The sequence below is a fragment of the Janthinobacterium aestuarii genome, from assembly GCF_051380835.1.
In the GTDB taxonomy this organism is placed as follows: domain Bacteria; phylum Pseudomonadota; class Gammaproteobacteria; order Burkholderiales; family Burkholderiaceae_D; genus Janthinobacterium; species Janthinobacterium aestuarii.
The window spans coordinates 42555-56578 of sequence record NZ_JBNYXU010000005.1; the positions used below are offsets into that span (position 1 = coordinate 42555).

Consider the following 14024-nt stretch of genomic DNA (forward strand, 5'->3'; position numbering starts at 1 on the left):
GTTTTCTGATGAGTGGCACTTCGCATTACACCACAACCAGCCTACTCTCACCGTTCCGGTGCGCCAGCGGGGTGCACGCTTGAAGGGATCGTATAAACAATGCAGAAACAAATCGCTGTATGGGCCTGGGGCGGCATCGTGCTGCTGCTGGTCTGCCTGTCGCGCATCAGCATCGACATCTATTTGCCTTCGCTGCCGGCCATGGCCGATGCCCTGCATGCCAGCGATGCGCAGTTGCAACTGACGCTGAGCCTGTTCATGGCCGGCTCGGCCGCCTCCATGCTCGCTTGCGGGCCGCTGGCCGACCGCTACGGACGCCGCCCCGTGCTGCTGGCCGGCACGGGCATTTTTGTGCTCGCCAGCATCGTCTGCACGGTGACCAGCGACGTCCACGTGCTGATCGCCGCGCGCGTGCTGCAAGCGTTCGGCGGCTGCAGCGGTACCATCATCGGCCGGGTCATGGTGCGCGACCGTTTCGACCCCGCCACGCAGGCGCGCATGCTGGGGAAAATCTCGATGGTGATGGGCTTGTCGCCTATCCTCGCGCCGCTGGCCGGCAGCGTGCTCGACGCGGCATTCGGCTGGCGCGCCGTGTTTGGCGTGCTGTGCCTGCTGGGAGCGCTGTCGCTGGGGCTGATCGCCGCGTATGTGCCGGAAACCAGGCCGGCCAGCGTCGCGCCACAGGGAAATACCCTGGCCCTGTACCGCCGCCTGCTGGGCGATGCGTATTTCTTGCGCTATGCGCTGGCCATCGGCTGCGTGTATTGCACGTATTTTCCGTTCATCGCGGAATCGTCCGTGCTGTTGCAAAGGGGTATGCATCTGTCGCCGCATGCGTATGCGCTGGTGTTCGCGCTGACGGTCAGCGGCTATATCGCGGGCTCGAGCCTGTTTCGCGCGCTGGGACCGCGCCTGGGCGCCGACCATATGCTGGGCGTGGCGGTGCTGATCAATGTGGCGGGCGCGGCCAGCCTGTTGCTGGCGGGTACGTTAGCGCCGCAGCACGTGGCGTCGCTGGTGGCGCCCATGCTGCTGGTGATGGTGTCGGTGGGCATGGCGATTCCCGCCTGCCAGCTGGCCGTGCTGCAGCCGTATGGCGACCAGGCGGGCAGCGCCTCGGGCCTGTTCTTCTTCGTGCAGATGCTCATCACGGCCGTTTGCGGCGCCGTCATCGCCGCCATCACGGACGGCAGCGAAAAGCCGCTGCTGTGGGTGACGGCGGCGGCCAGCGCGGCCTTTGCCCTCGTGTGGCGGCTGACTAAGCCAGTTGCGGCGACGGCACCTGCGCCAGCCACTGCTGCACGCTAGCGCGCTGCCACTGGGCCAGCGCATAGTCGCGCAGGGCAGGCGGCACAGGCTCGCCGCTCTTGATCAAACGCAACAGCATCAGGGCCAGGTCCGTGTCGGCGATGCTCCAGGCGCCGGCCAGGTAGTCACCGTGCACGAGTTCGCCCGCGATCTGCAGCAGCTTGGCGGCAGCTGCCTGCGCCGCCGGCGACAGCGGCGCATGGTCCGCGCGGGGCGGGTGGAACACGACGGTGGAATCGCACTCGTTGCGCAGCGCCAGCAGATCGCTGCGCAGCCACGCCTGCACTTGCCTCGCCCGCGCCCGCTGGCGCACGTCGCGCGGCAGCACGGATGGATAGTCGGGCGCGGCAAAGACGTCGTCGAGATAGTCTGCGATGGCATTCGATTCCGTCAGGATAAAGCCATCATGGTCGATGGCGGGCACGCGTTGCGTCAGGCTGAGCGTGCTGAACGGCGGCTGGCGCGCCGCGCCCGCGTCCAGGTCGACGTCCTGCACGGTGAAGGAAACCCGCTTTTCCCTCAGGGCGACAAAGGCGGACAGGGCGTACGGGCTGATGCGGTTGCGGTCGACATACAAAATGAGGGACATGGTGGGCCTTCCTGTGGATTAGTGAACAGCATTCATCATAAAGCGCCGTGTAAAGGTGACAAAACGAGTTATATTCGTTGCTATTGTTACTTCTATTCACATCAAACGTCATGTCCAGACTGCCTAATTTTTCAGCATTGCGCGCCTTCGAGGCGGCCGCCCGCCATGGCAATTTTTCGCGCGCGGCCGAGGAACTGCACCTGACGCACGGCGCCATCAGCCACCAGGTGCGCAAGCTGGAAGAGGAACTGGGCTTGCCGCTGTTCCTGCGCAATGGCCGCCACGTGACGGTCACGCCGCAGGGGCGGCAATTTGCGCTGGTGCTGGGCAAGGCTTTTACGGAGATCGCCACGGCGGCGCAAGCGCTGCGGCCCGCGCCCGCCAATACGCGATTGACGATCACGGCGATTCCCTCATTCGCGGCGCGCTGGCTGGCGCCGCGCCTCGGGCATTTCATCGAACGCCATCCCGGCATCGAAGTGGTGCTGCAAACGAGCGGCGCCTTGCAGGATCTGGAAAGCGAAGGCATCGACGTGGGGATCCGCTTCGGCCGCGGCCATTATCCGGGCCTGCTGGTGCAGCCGCTGATGGGCGACGTGTATTACCCCGTCTGCAGCCCCCTTTACCGGGGCGGCAACTTGCCGGCCACGCCGGGCGAACTGGCGCACGCGACCTTGCTGCGCTCGCTCGAACCGTGGCGGCCATGGCTGGCGGCGGCCGGCTTGCCATTGGCCGAGCCCGTGGGCGGCGTGCTGTACGAGGATTTGTCGATGCTGATACGCTCGGCCATCGACGGCGACGGCGTGGCGCTGGTGCGCCATGTGGTGGCGCTGCAGGAGGTGGCGGCGGGGCGGCTGGTGCGCCTGTTCGACATGGCCGTGCCCTGCGCCGACGCGTATTACCTGGTCAGCCCGCCCGCTGCGGCGCAGCGCGAGCCGGTGCGCGCCTTCCGTGCCTGGCTGGGCGAAGAAATCGCCGCCTTCCAGGCACGCGAAGCGCCCACCTTGCTTACATGACGATCTTGACCATCGGGTGGCCCGACAGCGCCGTGTACAGGGCGTCGAGCTGCTCGCGGCTGATGGCGCGCACGGTGACGGTCAGGCCCGTGTAATTGCCCTTGCCCGATGGGCGCTCTTCCATGCGGCCTGCGTGGAAAGTCGGATCGTGGCTGATGACCAGCTCGAGCATGGTCGGCGCGAAATCGACATGCGTCGGGCCCATGATCTTGATGGGAAAATCGCTCGGGTATTCGATCAGCGATTCGCTGGGAGGAATCGTCACTTCGGTCGGTGGGGTCGTTTGCATGGGAAATCCAATCAGTGCCGGTCAGAACAGGCAGCGCTTATCGCGCGGCGGCTGTATAAAAGCGTATTGTAGCCAACTTTGAGGGCGGCTGCGCCGGCCGCCATGGCGCAGACGGCAAGGCAAAAAAAAAGCCAGCTTTGTAAGCTGGCGAAAACTATTTCGTTTGGACAAAATAGCCGGAAAAATCGATGCTGTCACTTGGAGGATAAGCAGTGGTCGTACTGTAGACAAACGACGGCGGCTTTACCTCCGGTATGTGACGAACTGCGCATTTCGCGGCTTGAACGTCGATACGGCGCGACAGACGGCACCGCCGTCAGCGCTCCACTTCCTGCATCCGGCCACTGCGGCCGGGACCGCCGCGCTCGTTGTTACGCTCATGGTTGCGCTCACGCGGCGGATTGGCGCGCTCGGCACCGCGCGCCTCCTGGGGAGGACGGGCGGCTGGGGCCGGCATCGGCGGCGGCGCGGGCCGCGGCTGGGCCACGGGAGGCGGGGCAGGCAAGACAGGCGGCGCCGTCTGCAACGCTTCGCGGCGGGGGCCACGCTCGGCGCGGTGCCAGTCGGCGCGGGGCCGCTCCTCGCCACGCCACCCGGGCCGGGCCACCCGATCTTGCACGGGCGGCAAGGCGGGCATCGCCGGCATCAGGGGCTGCGGCGGCACCGGCGGCTGGGCCGGCATGGGCGGCCGGTTCGGCTGCATGGGACGCGGCGCCATGTGCGTCTGGCCATCGTCCGTCTGCAAGCGACCGGGGCGGTTGACCCAGTCGCGCCGGGGCTGCCTCGGCTCGACGGGACGCTGCCAGTTGCCGGCCGGCGCAGGCGCCGTGCTCAACGGCAAGCTTTGCATGACGGGCGGCGGCATGGTGGTGCGGTTGCGGCGCGGCACGTCGACCGTGCGCGAGCCGCCAAAACGCTCGCCCGGCAGCATCGTCATGCCTTCGCGCCGTTCGCGCTCGCCCGCCACGGGGCGGCGCCCTTCGGCCATCCGGTTGATGCGGCGTTCATACTCGGCGCTGGCGCGGTAACCGGGCACGTAGCGCTCGTGCGGCGACAGGGGAAACCAGCCGACGCCGGGGCGCTGGCCATGCTGTGGCCCGTTATGTGGTCCATGATTACCGCCGACCCAGCCCACCAGGGCCGGCGCCCAGGGCACGCGGCCACGTTCGCGGCCCGGGGCCCAGCCCCAGCGGTGGCCCAGCAGCACCCAGCGGCCGTAGTGCGAGGGCGCATATCCCCATGGCGCATTGTCGACCCAGGTCCAGCCCCACGGCGCGATCCACGTCCAGCGCCCGTCGCTGTACGGCGCCCAGCCGGCCGGCACCGCGCTGGGCAGCCACAAGGGGCCGTATTGCGCGTTGTCCTGCCAGGCGCCATAGCGGTCCAGCTCTTCATAGCCGGTCGTATCGTCGGTGACATAGCGCAAGGCCGGCGCGGCGGCGGGCAAGGCTTCGGGCCAGTTGTCGAACGCGATCCGCTGCAAGGCGCCCGTGCGCAATTCCTCGTCCGTCAGCTCGGCGCGCTTGCCGGCTCGTAAGGTCGCACTGCCCGTCGCGCCATCCACGTCGGCCGCACCATCGAGCACGCTGACAACGCTGGCGCCGGGTTGGCGCCCCGCGTCGATGCGCACCCAGCCCGGCTGGGTCAGGATCACGCGGGCCTGGGCCGTGGTCAGCTCGAAGCCGCGCAGCGCGTCGGGATTGCGCACGCGCACGCTGACCGTGCCATAGCTGAGGTGCAATTTGAAACTGTCGTCATCGAGCTCGCTCACTTCCAGCTCGGAATCGCCATCGAGGCGCACGGCGGCCGCGCCCACGCGAAATTCCGCCAGCGCGCCGCGCATGGTGCTCAAGCGGTTATCTGTCGTGACGGGCCAGTTCAGCAGGGCGTTTTGCGCATCGCCATCGCCGGCGCGCACCAGCACCTGCCCTTCGACGGTGGAAATGCGCCCCACGCGGGCGGGCGGATCCTGCGCCAGCGCCAGCGAGCACGCCGACGACAGCAGCACGGCGCAGATGGTTTTCAGCAGGGGCAGGGTCGGACGCATGGCGCGCTCCAGGCAGGACGCAGATAAAAGGAAGACAACAGGCCGATTACAGTCCTATCCGGCAAGTACCGCAAGCGGGCTTACAAATGTTTGCATATTGACTTCGTTCAGGACGCCGCCTGGCCACCGCGCTTGACAAAGAACAGGGCGGCGCCCACGGCCATCAGCAAGCCGCCAAAGAAACGGTTCTGCCTCTTCACGGCCTTGGCGTCATGGAAAAAGCGCTGCATCGACGAAGCGAGGAAAGCGTAGCTGTGCATGACGATCTGATCGATCGTGCACATGGTGACGGCCAGGATCAGCAGTTGCGGTAGCAGCGGCGAAGCGGGACTGATGAATTGCGGCAGCACCGCCACCATGAAAATGATGCCTTTTGGATTCGTCACGTTGGTCAGAAAACCCGTCAGCACGCGCCGGCCCATGGACGGCACGACGGCGTCGGCGTGCAGGTCGCCCGTCACCGCCACCTTGGCGCGCCACTGCGACAGGCCCAGGTAGATCAAATACAGCGCACCCACCGTCTTGACGATATTAAAGGCCACTTCGGAGGCCAGCAGCAAAGAGCCGACGCCGGCGCCGGCGATACCGAGCACCACCAGCAGCCCCAGTTGCAGGCCGAGAATCGTCGCGCTGGCCTTTTTCACCCCGTACGACAGGCCGTGCGACATCGACAGCACGGCGCCCGAGCCGGGCGAGACGGCGATGATGGAGGCGGCGACGACAAAGGTGATCCAGGTGGCAAATGGCATGCGGTTTCCAAAAAAAATGCGAATGAGAGGCAATTTTAACCCGGTCAGTGCGGCCTTGCCGGCCCGCCCTGAGGTAAGATCGCAGTCATGCCTTACCTGGGCCATCCCTTGCCGTACAACCAAGAATAACATCATGAAAAACAACACTTTCCTCGCTCCACGATTCCCTACCACCAAAGCGGGAGCGCGCTGAGATGGCCGGCTCCAGCCTGTTGGCCCTGCTCGACGACATCGCCAGCATCCTCGATGACGTTTCCCTGATGACCAAGGTGGCCGCCAAGAAGACGGCCGGCGTGCTCGGTGACGACCTGGCCCTGAACGCACAACAAGTGGCCGGCGTGCGCGCCGAGCGCGAATTGCCCGTCGTCTGGGCCGTCGCCGTCGGTTCGCTGAAGAACAAGGCCATCCTCGTGCCCGCCGCGCTGGCCATCAGTGCGTTTGCGCCGTGGGCCATCACGCCGCTCTTGATGGTGGGCGGGGCCTACCTGTGCTTCGAAGGCTTCGAAAAGATCGCCCACAAATACCTGCATCCGGACGACAGCCACAAGGCCGAGCTTGCCCAGGCGCTGCGCGACCCGCAGGTCGACCTTGTCGCGCTGGAAAAAGACAAGATCAAGGGCGCCATCCGCACCGACTTCATTTTATCGGCGGAAATCATCGTCATCGCGCTGGGCACGGTGGCCGCGGCCACCTTCGCCGAGCAGGTGGCCGTCGTCGTCGGCATCGCCCTCCTCATGACGGTCGGCGTGTACGGCCTGGTGGCCGGCATCGTCAAGCTCGATGACGCCGGCTTTTACCTGGCCGCGCGCAAGGGCGCGGGCGCGCTGATGGACGGCGTGCGCGGCTTTGGCCGCCTGCTCGTGTCGGCGGCGCCGAAACTGATGAAATTTCTCTCCGTCGTGGGCACCCTGGCCATGTTCATGGTGGGCGGCGGCATTCTGACGCACGGCTGGCCGTGGGCCAGCGGCATGCTGCACCATGCGGAAGCGGCCGTCGGCGGCGTGGCCGGCATCGGCCCCGTGCTGGCAGCCGTCACGCCCAGCCTGATCAACGCGGTGGCCGGCCTCATCGCCGGCGGCCTGGTGCTGGCCGGCGTCACGGCCGTGTCGGCTTTGTTGCGCATGGTCAAGCCAAGCAAATAAACTTTCTGGTCTGATGGGGCGGCAGGCGCATCCGTGCCCGCCGCCTCGGCCATGCCGCGGCGCCAGCCCGTCCATGGAGACCCTATGCAGACTTCCCCCATCCAACGTCCCAGCAGCGCCTTTATCGGCGCTTCCTGGGCGGCCTTGCTGATCGGCGCCATCACCTACCTGTCCGGCCTGTGGAACGCCACGATGGCGCTCAACGAGAAGGGCTATTATTTTACGATCCTGATGTACGGCCTGTTCGCCGCCGTCTCGCTGCAGAAATCCGTGCGCGACCGCGCCGAGGGCATCGCCGTGACGGGCATCTATTTCGGCCTGTGCTGGATTTCCGTGCTGCTGACCTTGCTGCTGCTGACGGTCGGCCTGTGGAACGCCACCCTGCAGAACAGCGAGAAAGGTTTCTACGCCATGGCATTCCTGCTCAGCCTGTTCGCAGCCGTGGCCGTGCAAAAGAATGTGCGCGACGTAGCGCGCGCCTCGGCCCTGGTGCCTGACGAGATGACGGGAACCTAAACAGCGCCAGCGCGTCTACCTTTATATCCACGTGGAGGCGACGATGAGCGACCAGCAAAAACGTTTGCAGATGGCACTGGAGGCGGCCGGCATGGCCATCTGGGATTCGCACATCGTCGATGGCCAGATCATCAACGGCATAGTCAACTGGTCAGCCAGGGGCGCCGCCTTGCTGGGCCTGGAAGAACGGCCCCTGACGCAGCCGTTTCGCAGCTTTCTCGACTTCGTCCATGTGGATGACCAAGGCCAGATTGTCGAGGTGATGCAGGAAGCCGTGCACCAGCGCGCCGGCTATGAACTGGAGTACCGTGTCATCTGGCCGGACGACAGCGAACACTGGCTGGCGGCCAAGGCGCAGGTGCACACGGATGCCGCCGGCCATCCCGAGCGCACCCTGGGCATCATCTGGGATATCACCGAACACATGCTGCGCGAACTCATGATCGCCGAAAACAAGGAGCTGGCGGAAGTGACGCTCAGCTCCATCGGCGACGGCGTCATGACCACCGACCCGCACGGCAAGACGCGCTACCTGAACCGGGTGGCCGAGCAATTGACAGGCTGGAGCAACGAGCTGGCGCAGGGCCTGGACATCGTTGAAACCTTGAACCTCGTCGATGAAAACACGGGCGAGCCGCTGGAACACGTGGCCATCAAGTGCCTGCGCCAGCGCCAGGCCATCGGCATTTCCACGCATGCCCAGCTGCTCACGCGCGATGGACGGCGCATCGCCATCGAAGAGTCGGCGGCCCCCATCTGGTCGCGCGACGGCGCCATCCTCGGTGCCGTCGTCGTGTTCCGCGACGTCAGCCATGAGCGCAAGCTGAGCCAGCAACTGTCGTGGCACGCCACGCACGACACCCTGACGGGCCTGATCAACCGGCGCGAATTCGAACGCCTGGTCGCCGGCGCCCTGCACACGGCCAAGCAGGATGGCCACGTGCATGCGCTGCTGTACCTGGACCTGGACCAGTTCAAGGTCATCAACGATACCTGCGGCCACGGCGCCGGCGACGTGCTGCTGCAGCTGCTGGCGAAAATGCTGCAGGCACAAATGCGCGACAGCGACATCCTCGCGCGCCTGGGCGGCGACGAACTGGGCGTGCTGCTGCCGCACTGTCCGCTCGACCACGCGCGCGTGATCGGCGAACAGCTGCGCCAGTCCATCCGCGATTTCCGTTTCGCCTGGGATAGCCGCAGTTTTGAGCTGGGCGTGAGCATCGGCATGGTCGAAATCAGCCAGGACAGCAAGTCCATGAGCGAGCTGCTGAGCGCGGCCGACCAGGCCTGCTACCTGGCCAAGGAGCAGGGCCGCAACCGCATCCATGTCTATCAGGAGTCCGACGTCATGCTGGCGCAGCGGCATGGCGAAATGCTGTGGATTTCGCGTCTGAACGAAGCGTTCGCCCACGATTATTTCCGCCTGTACGCCATGCCCATCGTGCACCTGCACGACAGCCCGGAATACCACGACGAAGTGCTGATCCGCATCCGCAACAGCCAGGGCGACCTGATCTTGCCCGGCGCCTTCATCCCCGCCGCCGAACGCTACGACATGATGCTGTCCATCGACCGCTGGGTCATCCGTGCCGTCTGCGCGCATATCGAAAGCGTGCGCGACAGCTTGCCGCCCTTGGCCGCGCTGGCGGAAAGCCAGCGCCGCGCGCCGGCCCAGTATTCCGTCAATCTGTCGGGCATGTCGCTCGCCGATGGTGGCTTGCTCGACTACATCACCGAGCAATTCGTGAAGTTCGCCATCGCCCCCGAGCAGCTCTGCTTTGAAATCACGGAAACGGCCGTCATCGCCAACCTGCCCAAGGCGCAAGTGTTCATGCGCCAGCTCAAGAGCATGGGCTGCCGCTTTTCGCTCGACGACTTCGGCAGCGGCTTTTCCTCGTTCGGCTACCTGAAGGCGCTGCCCGTCGACTACCTGAAAATCGACGGCGTTTTCGTGCGCGACATCGCCACCAACGCCATCAACCGCGCCATCGTCAAGGCCATCAATGAAGTGGGCCACGTGATGGGCTTGAAAACGGTGGCCGAATACGTGGAAGACGCGGAAACCCTGGCCGTCATCCGCGAGCTGGGCATCGATTACGCGCAAGGCTACGCCGTGGGCATGCTGCGGCCGCTGACGGCCGGTGTCGATTAACGCCACGCCGACTCCCCGCTCTGACTCTCCGCGCCGGCTGCGCAGCCGCGATACGCGGCCGATACGCGGCTGGCAAAAGACGCTCGCTGGCGGGAAAGGTGCCAGGCACGGCCAGCCCCCTCCAAAAAGCATATAGCATTGCTATCTATAAATGCATACAAGCACGACCAATCTGGAGGATTTTGATCTACATCAATAAATTTGCGCAGGCGACTCCTTACACTGATCTCCATTCTTGCAATCGTGCAAGTCTTACTCACCAATTAGCTATTCAACTGATCAGGAAGCCGCGACCATGCGACAAAATTTGCCAGTGACTAACCGTGAAGTCCTCGTCCTGGACGATCAGGCCATCGTGTCGAAAACGGATATGAACGGCAATATCGTGTATGTGAATCCGTACTTCAGCCAGGTCAGCGGCTTCAGCGAGGCCGAGCTGCTCGGCTCGCCCCAGAACATCGTGCGCCACCCGGACATGCCAGCCGAAGCGTTTGCCGACCTGTGGGCCTCGGTCCAGGCCGGCACGCCGTGGACGGGCCTGGTCAAGAACCGCTGCAAGAACGGCGATTTTTACTGGGTGCGCGCCAACGTCACTCCCATCCGCGAAGCGGGCAAGACCATCGGCTACATGTCCGTGCGCGTGAAAGCGGACAAGGACCAGGTGAAAGCGGCCGAGGAAGCCTACGCGGCCATCCGCAACAAGGAAGGCGGCAACATCGTCATCAAGCACGGCCAGATCGTGCGCCCGGGCCTGGCGCACCTGCTGCACAACCTGACGCACATGTCGCTCAACCTGCGCATCTGGGCCGCCACCTCCATCGTCAACTGTCTGCAACTGCTGGTGTGCGTCATCAGCCTGTTCGCCAGCGGCGGCAAGATCACCAATTACGCCATCTTCGGCGCCACCCTGTTCGGTTTCCTGATCAACGTCTTCCTCTGGTACACCTTGCGCATGTCCGTGCTCAAGCCGCTGGGCAAGGCCCTGAACGGCGCGCGGGCGATTGCCGCCGGCGACCTGTCGGGCAGTTTCGAAACGGACAGCACGGATGAAATGGGGCAATTGCTGCGCGCGCTGCAGCAGATGAACAGCAACCTGATCGCCACCATCCGCGACGTGCGCATCAACGTGGAAACCATGGCCGTGGCCACCAAGCAAATTGCCGTCGGCAATATGGACTTGTCGGGCCGCACGGAATCGCAGGCGGCCAGCCTGGAAGAGACGGCTTCGAGCATCGAGGAATTCTCGTCGACCGTGAAACAGAACGCGGACAACTCGGTGCAGGCGAATGAACTGGCCGTGGCCGCCTCGAAAGTGGCGGTGCAGGGTGGCGAGATCGTCTCCGAAGTGATCACCACCATGGACGACATCAACACCTCGTCGAAGAAAATCGTCGACATCATCGGCCTGATCGAAGGGATCGCCTTCCAGACCAACATCCTGGCCCTGAACGCGGCCGTGGAAGCGGCGCGTGCCGGCGAGCAGGGCAGGGGCTTTGCCGTTGTGGCGGGCGAAGTGCGCAACCTGGCGCAGCGCTCGTCCGTGGCGGCCAAGGACATCAAGCAACTGATTGAAATTTCCGTCGGCAAGGTGGGCGCCGGCATGCTGCAGGTGAACCGCGCCGGTGCCACCATGGAACAGGTGGTCAGCTCCGTCAAGCAGGTGACGGCGATCATGCAGGAAATCTCGATCGCTTCGCGCGAACAGAGCATCGGCGTCGACCAGGTCAACCAGGCCATCGCCCACATGGACCAGGTGACGCAGCAGAACGCGGCCCTGGTGGAAGAAGCCGCCGCGGCCGCCACGCGCCTGGCGGAAGAAGCGGCCAGCCTGTCGCAAGCCGTGAGCCTGTTCAATTTCGGCAAGATGCCGCCACCGCGCCGCGTCGCCACGCCCGGCGGCAAGTCAGGCGCCGCGAACGCCGGCAAGCCCGCCATGAAACGCCTGGCCGCCTAAACCTTTCAAGACTTCATACACATCATGCCTACACTACTCAGCAGTGCTTCCGCCGACCTGGACGCGGTCGTCGAATTCGACCCGGTCATCATCGGCAAGATGAGCCAGTCCGGCCCCCGCTACACGTCCTACCCGACCGCCGACCGTTTCAACGCCGACTTTGGCTATGGCAACTTCCTCGAAGCGCTGGCCGCCCTGCGCATGCGCGGCGGCCGCCGTCCGCTATCGCTGTACGTGCACGTGCCATTCTGCGACACCCTGTGCTACTACTGCGCCTGCAACAAGATCATCACGAAAGACCGCAGCAAGGCCGCCACCTATCTCAGCTATCTGAAACAGGAAATCGCCATGCAGGGCAAGCTGTTTGCCGGCATGAACCAGATCGAACAATTGCACTTCGGCGGCGGCACGCCCACTTACCTGAGCGAAAAGCAGATGGACGAACTGATGGCGCACCTGCGCCAGCATTTCGAATTCGCTTCCGATGAAGACGGCGAGTATTCGATCGAGATCGACCCGCGCACCGTGTCGCGCGAGCGCGTGTTCTCGCTGCGCGCGCAAGGTTTCAACCGCATCAGCCTGGGCGTGCAGGATTTCGACGCCGACGTGCAGAAGGCCGTCAACCGCATCCAGCCGGAAGCGGAAACGGTGGCCATCATGCAGGCGGCGCGCGACGCCGGTTTCCGCTCGATCAGCATCGACCTGATCTATGGCTTGCCGAAACAAAACCTGGAAACGATGACGGAAACCCTGCGCAAGGTGATCAATGCCAGCCCCGACCGCATCGCCCTGTACCACTACGCACACATGCCGCATCTGTTCAAGCCGCAGCGCCGCATCCTCGACGCCGACATGCCCGACAGCGCCACCAAGCTGGCCATGCTGGGCCTGTGCATCGCGCGCCTGACGGCCGCCGGCTATGTCTACATCGGCATGGACCATTTTGCCAAGCCGACGGACGACCTGGCCGTGGCGCAGCGCCAGGGCCGCTTGCACCGCAACTTCCAGGGCTATTCCACGCGTGCGGAAGCGGACCTGATCGCCTGCGGCGTGTCGGCCATCAGTTCCGTCGGCGCCGTCTACAGCCAGAATGAAAAGACGCTCGATGCGTACTACGAAAAGCTCGACGAAGGCGTGCTGCCGATCGCGCGCGGCATCAAGCTCGACACGGACGATTTGTTGCGCCGTATCATCATCCAAATGCTGATGTGCAATTTCGAATTGTCGATCGCCAGCATCGAGCAAGCGCACCCCGTGAAATTCCGCAGCTATTTCGCCGCCGAGCTGGACAAGCTGCGCGAACTGGCCCGCGACGGCTTGCTCGTCATCGAAGAAGACTGGCTGACGGTGACGCCGAAAGGGCGCTTGTTGATCCGCAATATCTGCATGGTCTTCGACCGCTACCTGACCATGGCGCGCGCCAACACGGCGCCCGACGCGGTGCAGCCGCTGCGCTACTCGAAAACGGTGTAGCACCGCGCGATGAACGCCCTCAGCCTCGTGCCCATGTTCCTCGTCGGCCTGGCCGGCAGCGTGCACTGCATCGGCATGTGCGGCGGCATCGTGGGCGCCCTGTCGCTGGGCGCAAGCGCACCGGCGGCGCCTGCGCGCCCGGTCATCGCCATCGCCGTGGCACGGCCGGCATTGCAGACCACCTTGCAAACGAACGTGCTGCGCCTGCTGGCCTACAACGGCGGGCGCATCGGCAGCTACATGCTGGCCGGCGCCATGGCCGGCAGCTTGGCGGGCGCGGGCATGCTGCACCTGGCTTCCCTGCAAGTGGCCGGCTACTGGCTGGCCAACCTGATGCTCGTTGCTTTGGGCCTGTACCTGATGGATGCCTGGCGCGGCCTGGCCCATCTGGAAGCGGCCGGCAACGTCGTCTGGCACCGCGTGCGCCCCCTGCTGAAACCGTTGATGCCCATGGATACGCCGTTAAAAGCGCTGGCCGTGGGCGGGCTGTGGGGCTGGGTGCCGTGCGGCATGGTCTACAGCGCGCTGCTGACGGCCATGATGCAAGGCTCGGCCCTGAACGGCGCGGCCACGATGGCCGCCTTCGGCCTGGGCACCCTGCCCACTTTGCTGGGCATGGGTTTGCTGGGCACGCGCTTGCGCACGCAGATGCAGCGCCGTCCCGTGCGCATCGCCAGCGGCTTGCTGGTGCTGGGCTTTGGCCTGCTGGGCCTGCTGCGCGCCGCGAATGGCGTCTCGCTGGGCTGGCTCGACGCCCTGTGCGTCACGGGCCATCCATGAAAAGACGCA

12 protein-coding genes are annotated in these 14024 nt (G+C 65.0%); 8 read left to right on the forward strand and 4 right to left on the reverse strand.

What is annotated here, in order from left to right; genetic code table 11:
* Nucleotides 1-99: 99 nt before the first annotated feature.
* Entirely contained in the window at nt 100-1308 is a 1209-nt protein-coding gene (locus ACQ4WO_RS14640; RefSeq protein WP_436482085.1) for a multidrug effflux MFS transporter, read from the forward strand.
* Here the strand turns inward: ACQ4WO_RS14640 and yfcF are convergent.
* Entirely contained in the window at nt 1259-1897 is a 639-nt protein-coding gene (gene yfcF / locus ACQ4WO_RS14645; protein ID WP_436482086.1) for a glutathione transferase, read from the reverse strand. The genes ACQ4WO_RS14640 and yfcF overlap by 50 nt on opposite strands.
* A gap of 110 nt (nt 1898-2007) precedes the next feature.
* On the opposite strand from yfcF, the gene gcvA reads away from it, so the two are divergent.
* Nucleotides 2008-2913 carry a transcriptional regulator GcvA gene (gene gcvA, locus ACQ4WO_RS14650; protein ID WP_436482087.1) on the forward strand — a complete coding sequence of 302 codons (906 nt, stop codon included), beginning with the start codon at nt 2008-2010 and terminating at the stop codon, nt 2911-2913.
* Here the strand turns inward: gcvA and ACQ4WO_RS14655 are convergent.
* From ACQ4WO_RS14655 to ACQ4WO_RS14665, 3 genes are all read right to left on the reverse strand, one after another.
* Nucleotides 2906-3202: a DUF493 family protein gene (locus ACQ4WO_RS14655; RefSeq protein WP_034752493.1), complete on the reverse strand. Its 297-nt coding sequence runs from the start codon at nt 3200-3202 to the stop codon at nt 2906-2908. The two genes, gcvA and ACQ4WO_RS14655, sit on opposite strands and share 8 nt — an antisense overlap.
* A gap of 316 nt (nt 3203-3518) precedes the next feature.
* Nucleotides 3519-5249 (reverse strand): DUF6600 domain-containing protein, encoded by a 1731-nt coding sequence (locus ACQ4WO_RS14660; protein WP_436482088.1) that lies wholly within the window; start codon nt 5247-5249, stop codon nt 3519-3521.
* Between the two features lie 107 nt (nt 5250-5356).
* Nucleotides 5357-5998, reverse strand: coding sequence for a LysE family transporter (locus ACQ4WO_RS14665; protein ID WP_436482089.1), 642 nt, complete (start codon nt 5996-5998; stop codon nt 5357-5359).
* 194 nt (nt 5999-6192) lie between these two features.
* Between ACQ4WO_RS14665 and ACQ4WO_RS14670 the strand changes: the two genes are divergently transcribed.
* The 6 genes from ACQ4WO_RS14670 to ACQ4WO_RS14695 all read left to right on the forward strand — a co-directional run bounded on the left by ACQ4WO_RS14670 (nt 6193) and on the right by ACQ4WO_RS14695 (nt 14015).
* Complete coding sequence (locus tag ACQ4WO_RS14670; RefSeq protein WP_436482090.1) at nt 6193-7140, forward strand: DUF808 domain-containing protein; 948 nt, start codon at nt 6193-6195, stop codon at nt 7138-7140.
* Between the two features lie 84 nt (nt 7141-7224).
* A complete protein-coding gene (gene yiaA / locus ACQ4WO_RS14675; protein WP_436482091.1) occupies nt 7225-7656 on the forward strand; it encodes an inner membrane protein YiaA in 432 nt (143 codons plus the stop codon).
* Nucleotides 7657-7699: 43 nt separating this feature from the next.
* Nucleotides 7700-9808: an EAL domain-containing protein gene (locus ACQ4WO_RS14680; protein ID WP_436482092.1), complete on the forward strand. Its 2109-nt coding sequence runs from the start codon at nt 7700-7702 to the stop codon at nt 9806-9808.
* Nucleotides 9809-10103: 295 nt separating this feature from the next.
* Complete coding sequence (locus ACQ4WO_RS14685) at nt 10104-11762, forward strand: methyl-accepting chemotaxis protein (RefSeq protein WP_436482093.1); 1659 nt, start codon at nt 10104-10106, stop codon at nt 11760-11762.
* A 24-nt stretch (nt 11763-11786) separates the two neighbouring features.
* The gene (gene hemN / locus ACQ4WO_RS14690; protein ID WP_139092119.1) at nt 11787-13235 is read left to right on the forward strand and encodes an oxygen-independent coproporphyrinogen III oxidase; all 1449 of its coding nucleotides are present in this window, start codon (nt 11787-11789) and stop codon (nt 13233-13235) included.
* 9 nt (nt 13236-13244) lie between these two features.
* On the forward strand, nt 13245-14015 hold the full coding sequence (locus tag ACQ4WO_RS14695; protein ID WP_436482094.1) for a sulfite exporter TauE/SafE family protein: 771 nt from the start codon (nt 13245-13247) through the stop codon (nt 14013-14015).
* Nucleotides 14016-14024: the final 9 nt, after the last annotated feature.

Coding starts and splice junctions, on each gene's coding strand:
- ACQ4WO_RS14670 (WP_436482090.1), top strand. CDS start 6,193: ATGGCCGGCTCCAGCCTGTTGGCCCTGCTCGACGACATCGCCAGCATC.
- hemN (WP_139092119.1), top strand. CDS start 11,787: ATGCCTACACTACTCAGCAGTGCTTCCGCCGACCTGGACGCGGTCGTC.
- ACQ4WO_RS14695 (WP_436482094.1), top strand. CDS start 13,245: ATGAACGCCCTCAGCCTCGTGCCCATGTTCCTCGTCGGCCTGGCCGGC.
- yiaA (WP_436482091.1), top strand. CDS start 7,225: ATGCAGACTTCCCCCATCCAACGTCCCAGCAGCGCCTTTATCGGCGCT.
- gcvA (WP_436482087.1), top strand. CDS start 2,008: ATGTCCAGACTGCCTAATTTTTCAGCATTGCGCGCCTTCGAGGCGGCC.
- ACQ4WO_RS14660 (WP_436482088.1), bottom strand. CDS start 5,249: ATGCGTCCGACCCTGCCCCTGCTGAAAACCATCTGCGCCGTGCTGCTG.
- ACQ4WO_RS14680 (WP_436482092.1), top strand. CDS start 7,700: ATGAGCGACCAGCAAAAACGTTTGCAGATGGCACTGGAGGCGGCCGGC.
- yfcF (WP_436482086.1), bottom strand. CDS start 1,897: ATGTCCCTCATTTTGTATGTCGACCGCAACCGCATCAGCCCGTACGCC.
- ACQ4WO_RS14640 (WP_436482085.1), top strand. CDS start 100: ATGCAGAAACAAATCGCTGTATGGGCCTGGGGCGGCATCGTGCTGCTG.
- ACQ4WO_RS14665 (WP_436482089.1), bottom strand. CDS start 5,998: ATGCCATTTGCCACCTGGATCACCTTTGTCGTCGCCGCCTCCATCATC.
- ACQ4WO_RS14655 (WP_034752493.1), bottom strand. CDS start 3,202: ATGCAAACGACCCCACCGACCGAAGTGACGATTCCTCCCAGCGAATCG.
- ACQ4WO_RS14685 (WP_436482093.1), top strand. CDS start 10,104: ATGCGACAAAATTTGCCAGTGACTAACCGTGAAGTCCTCGTCCTGGAC.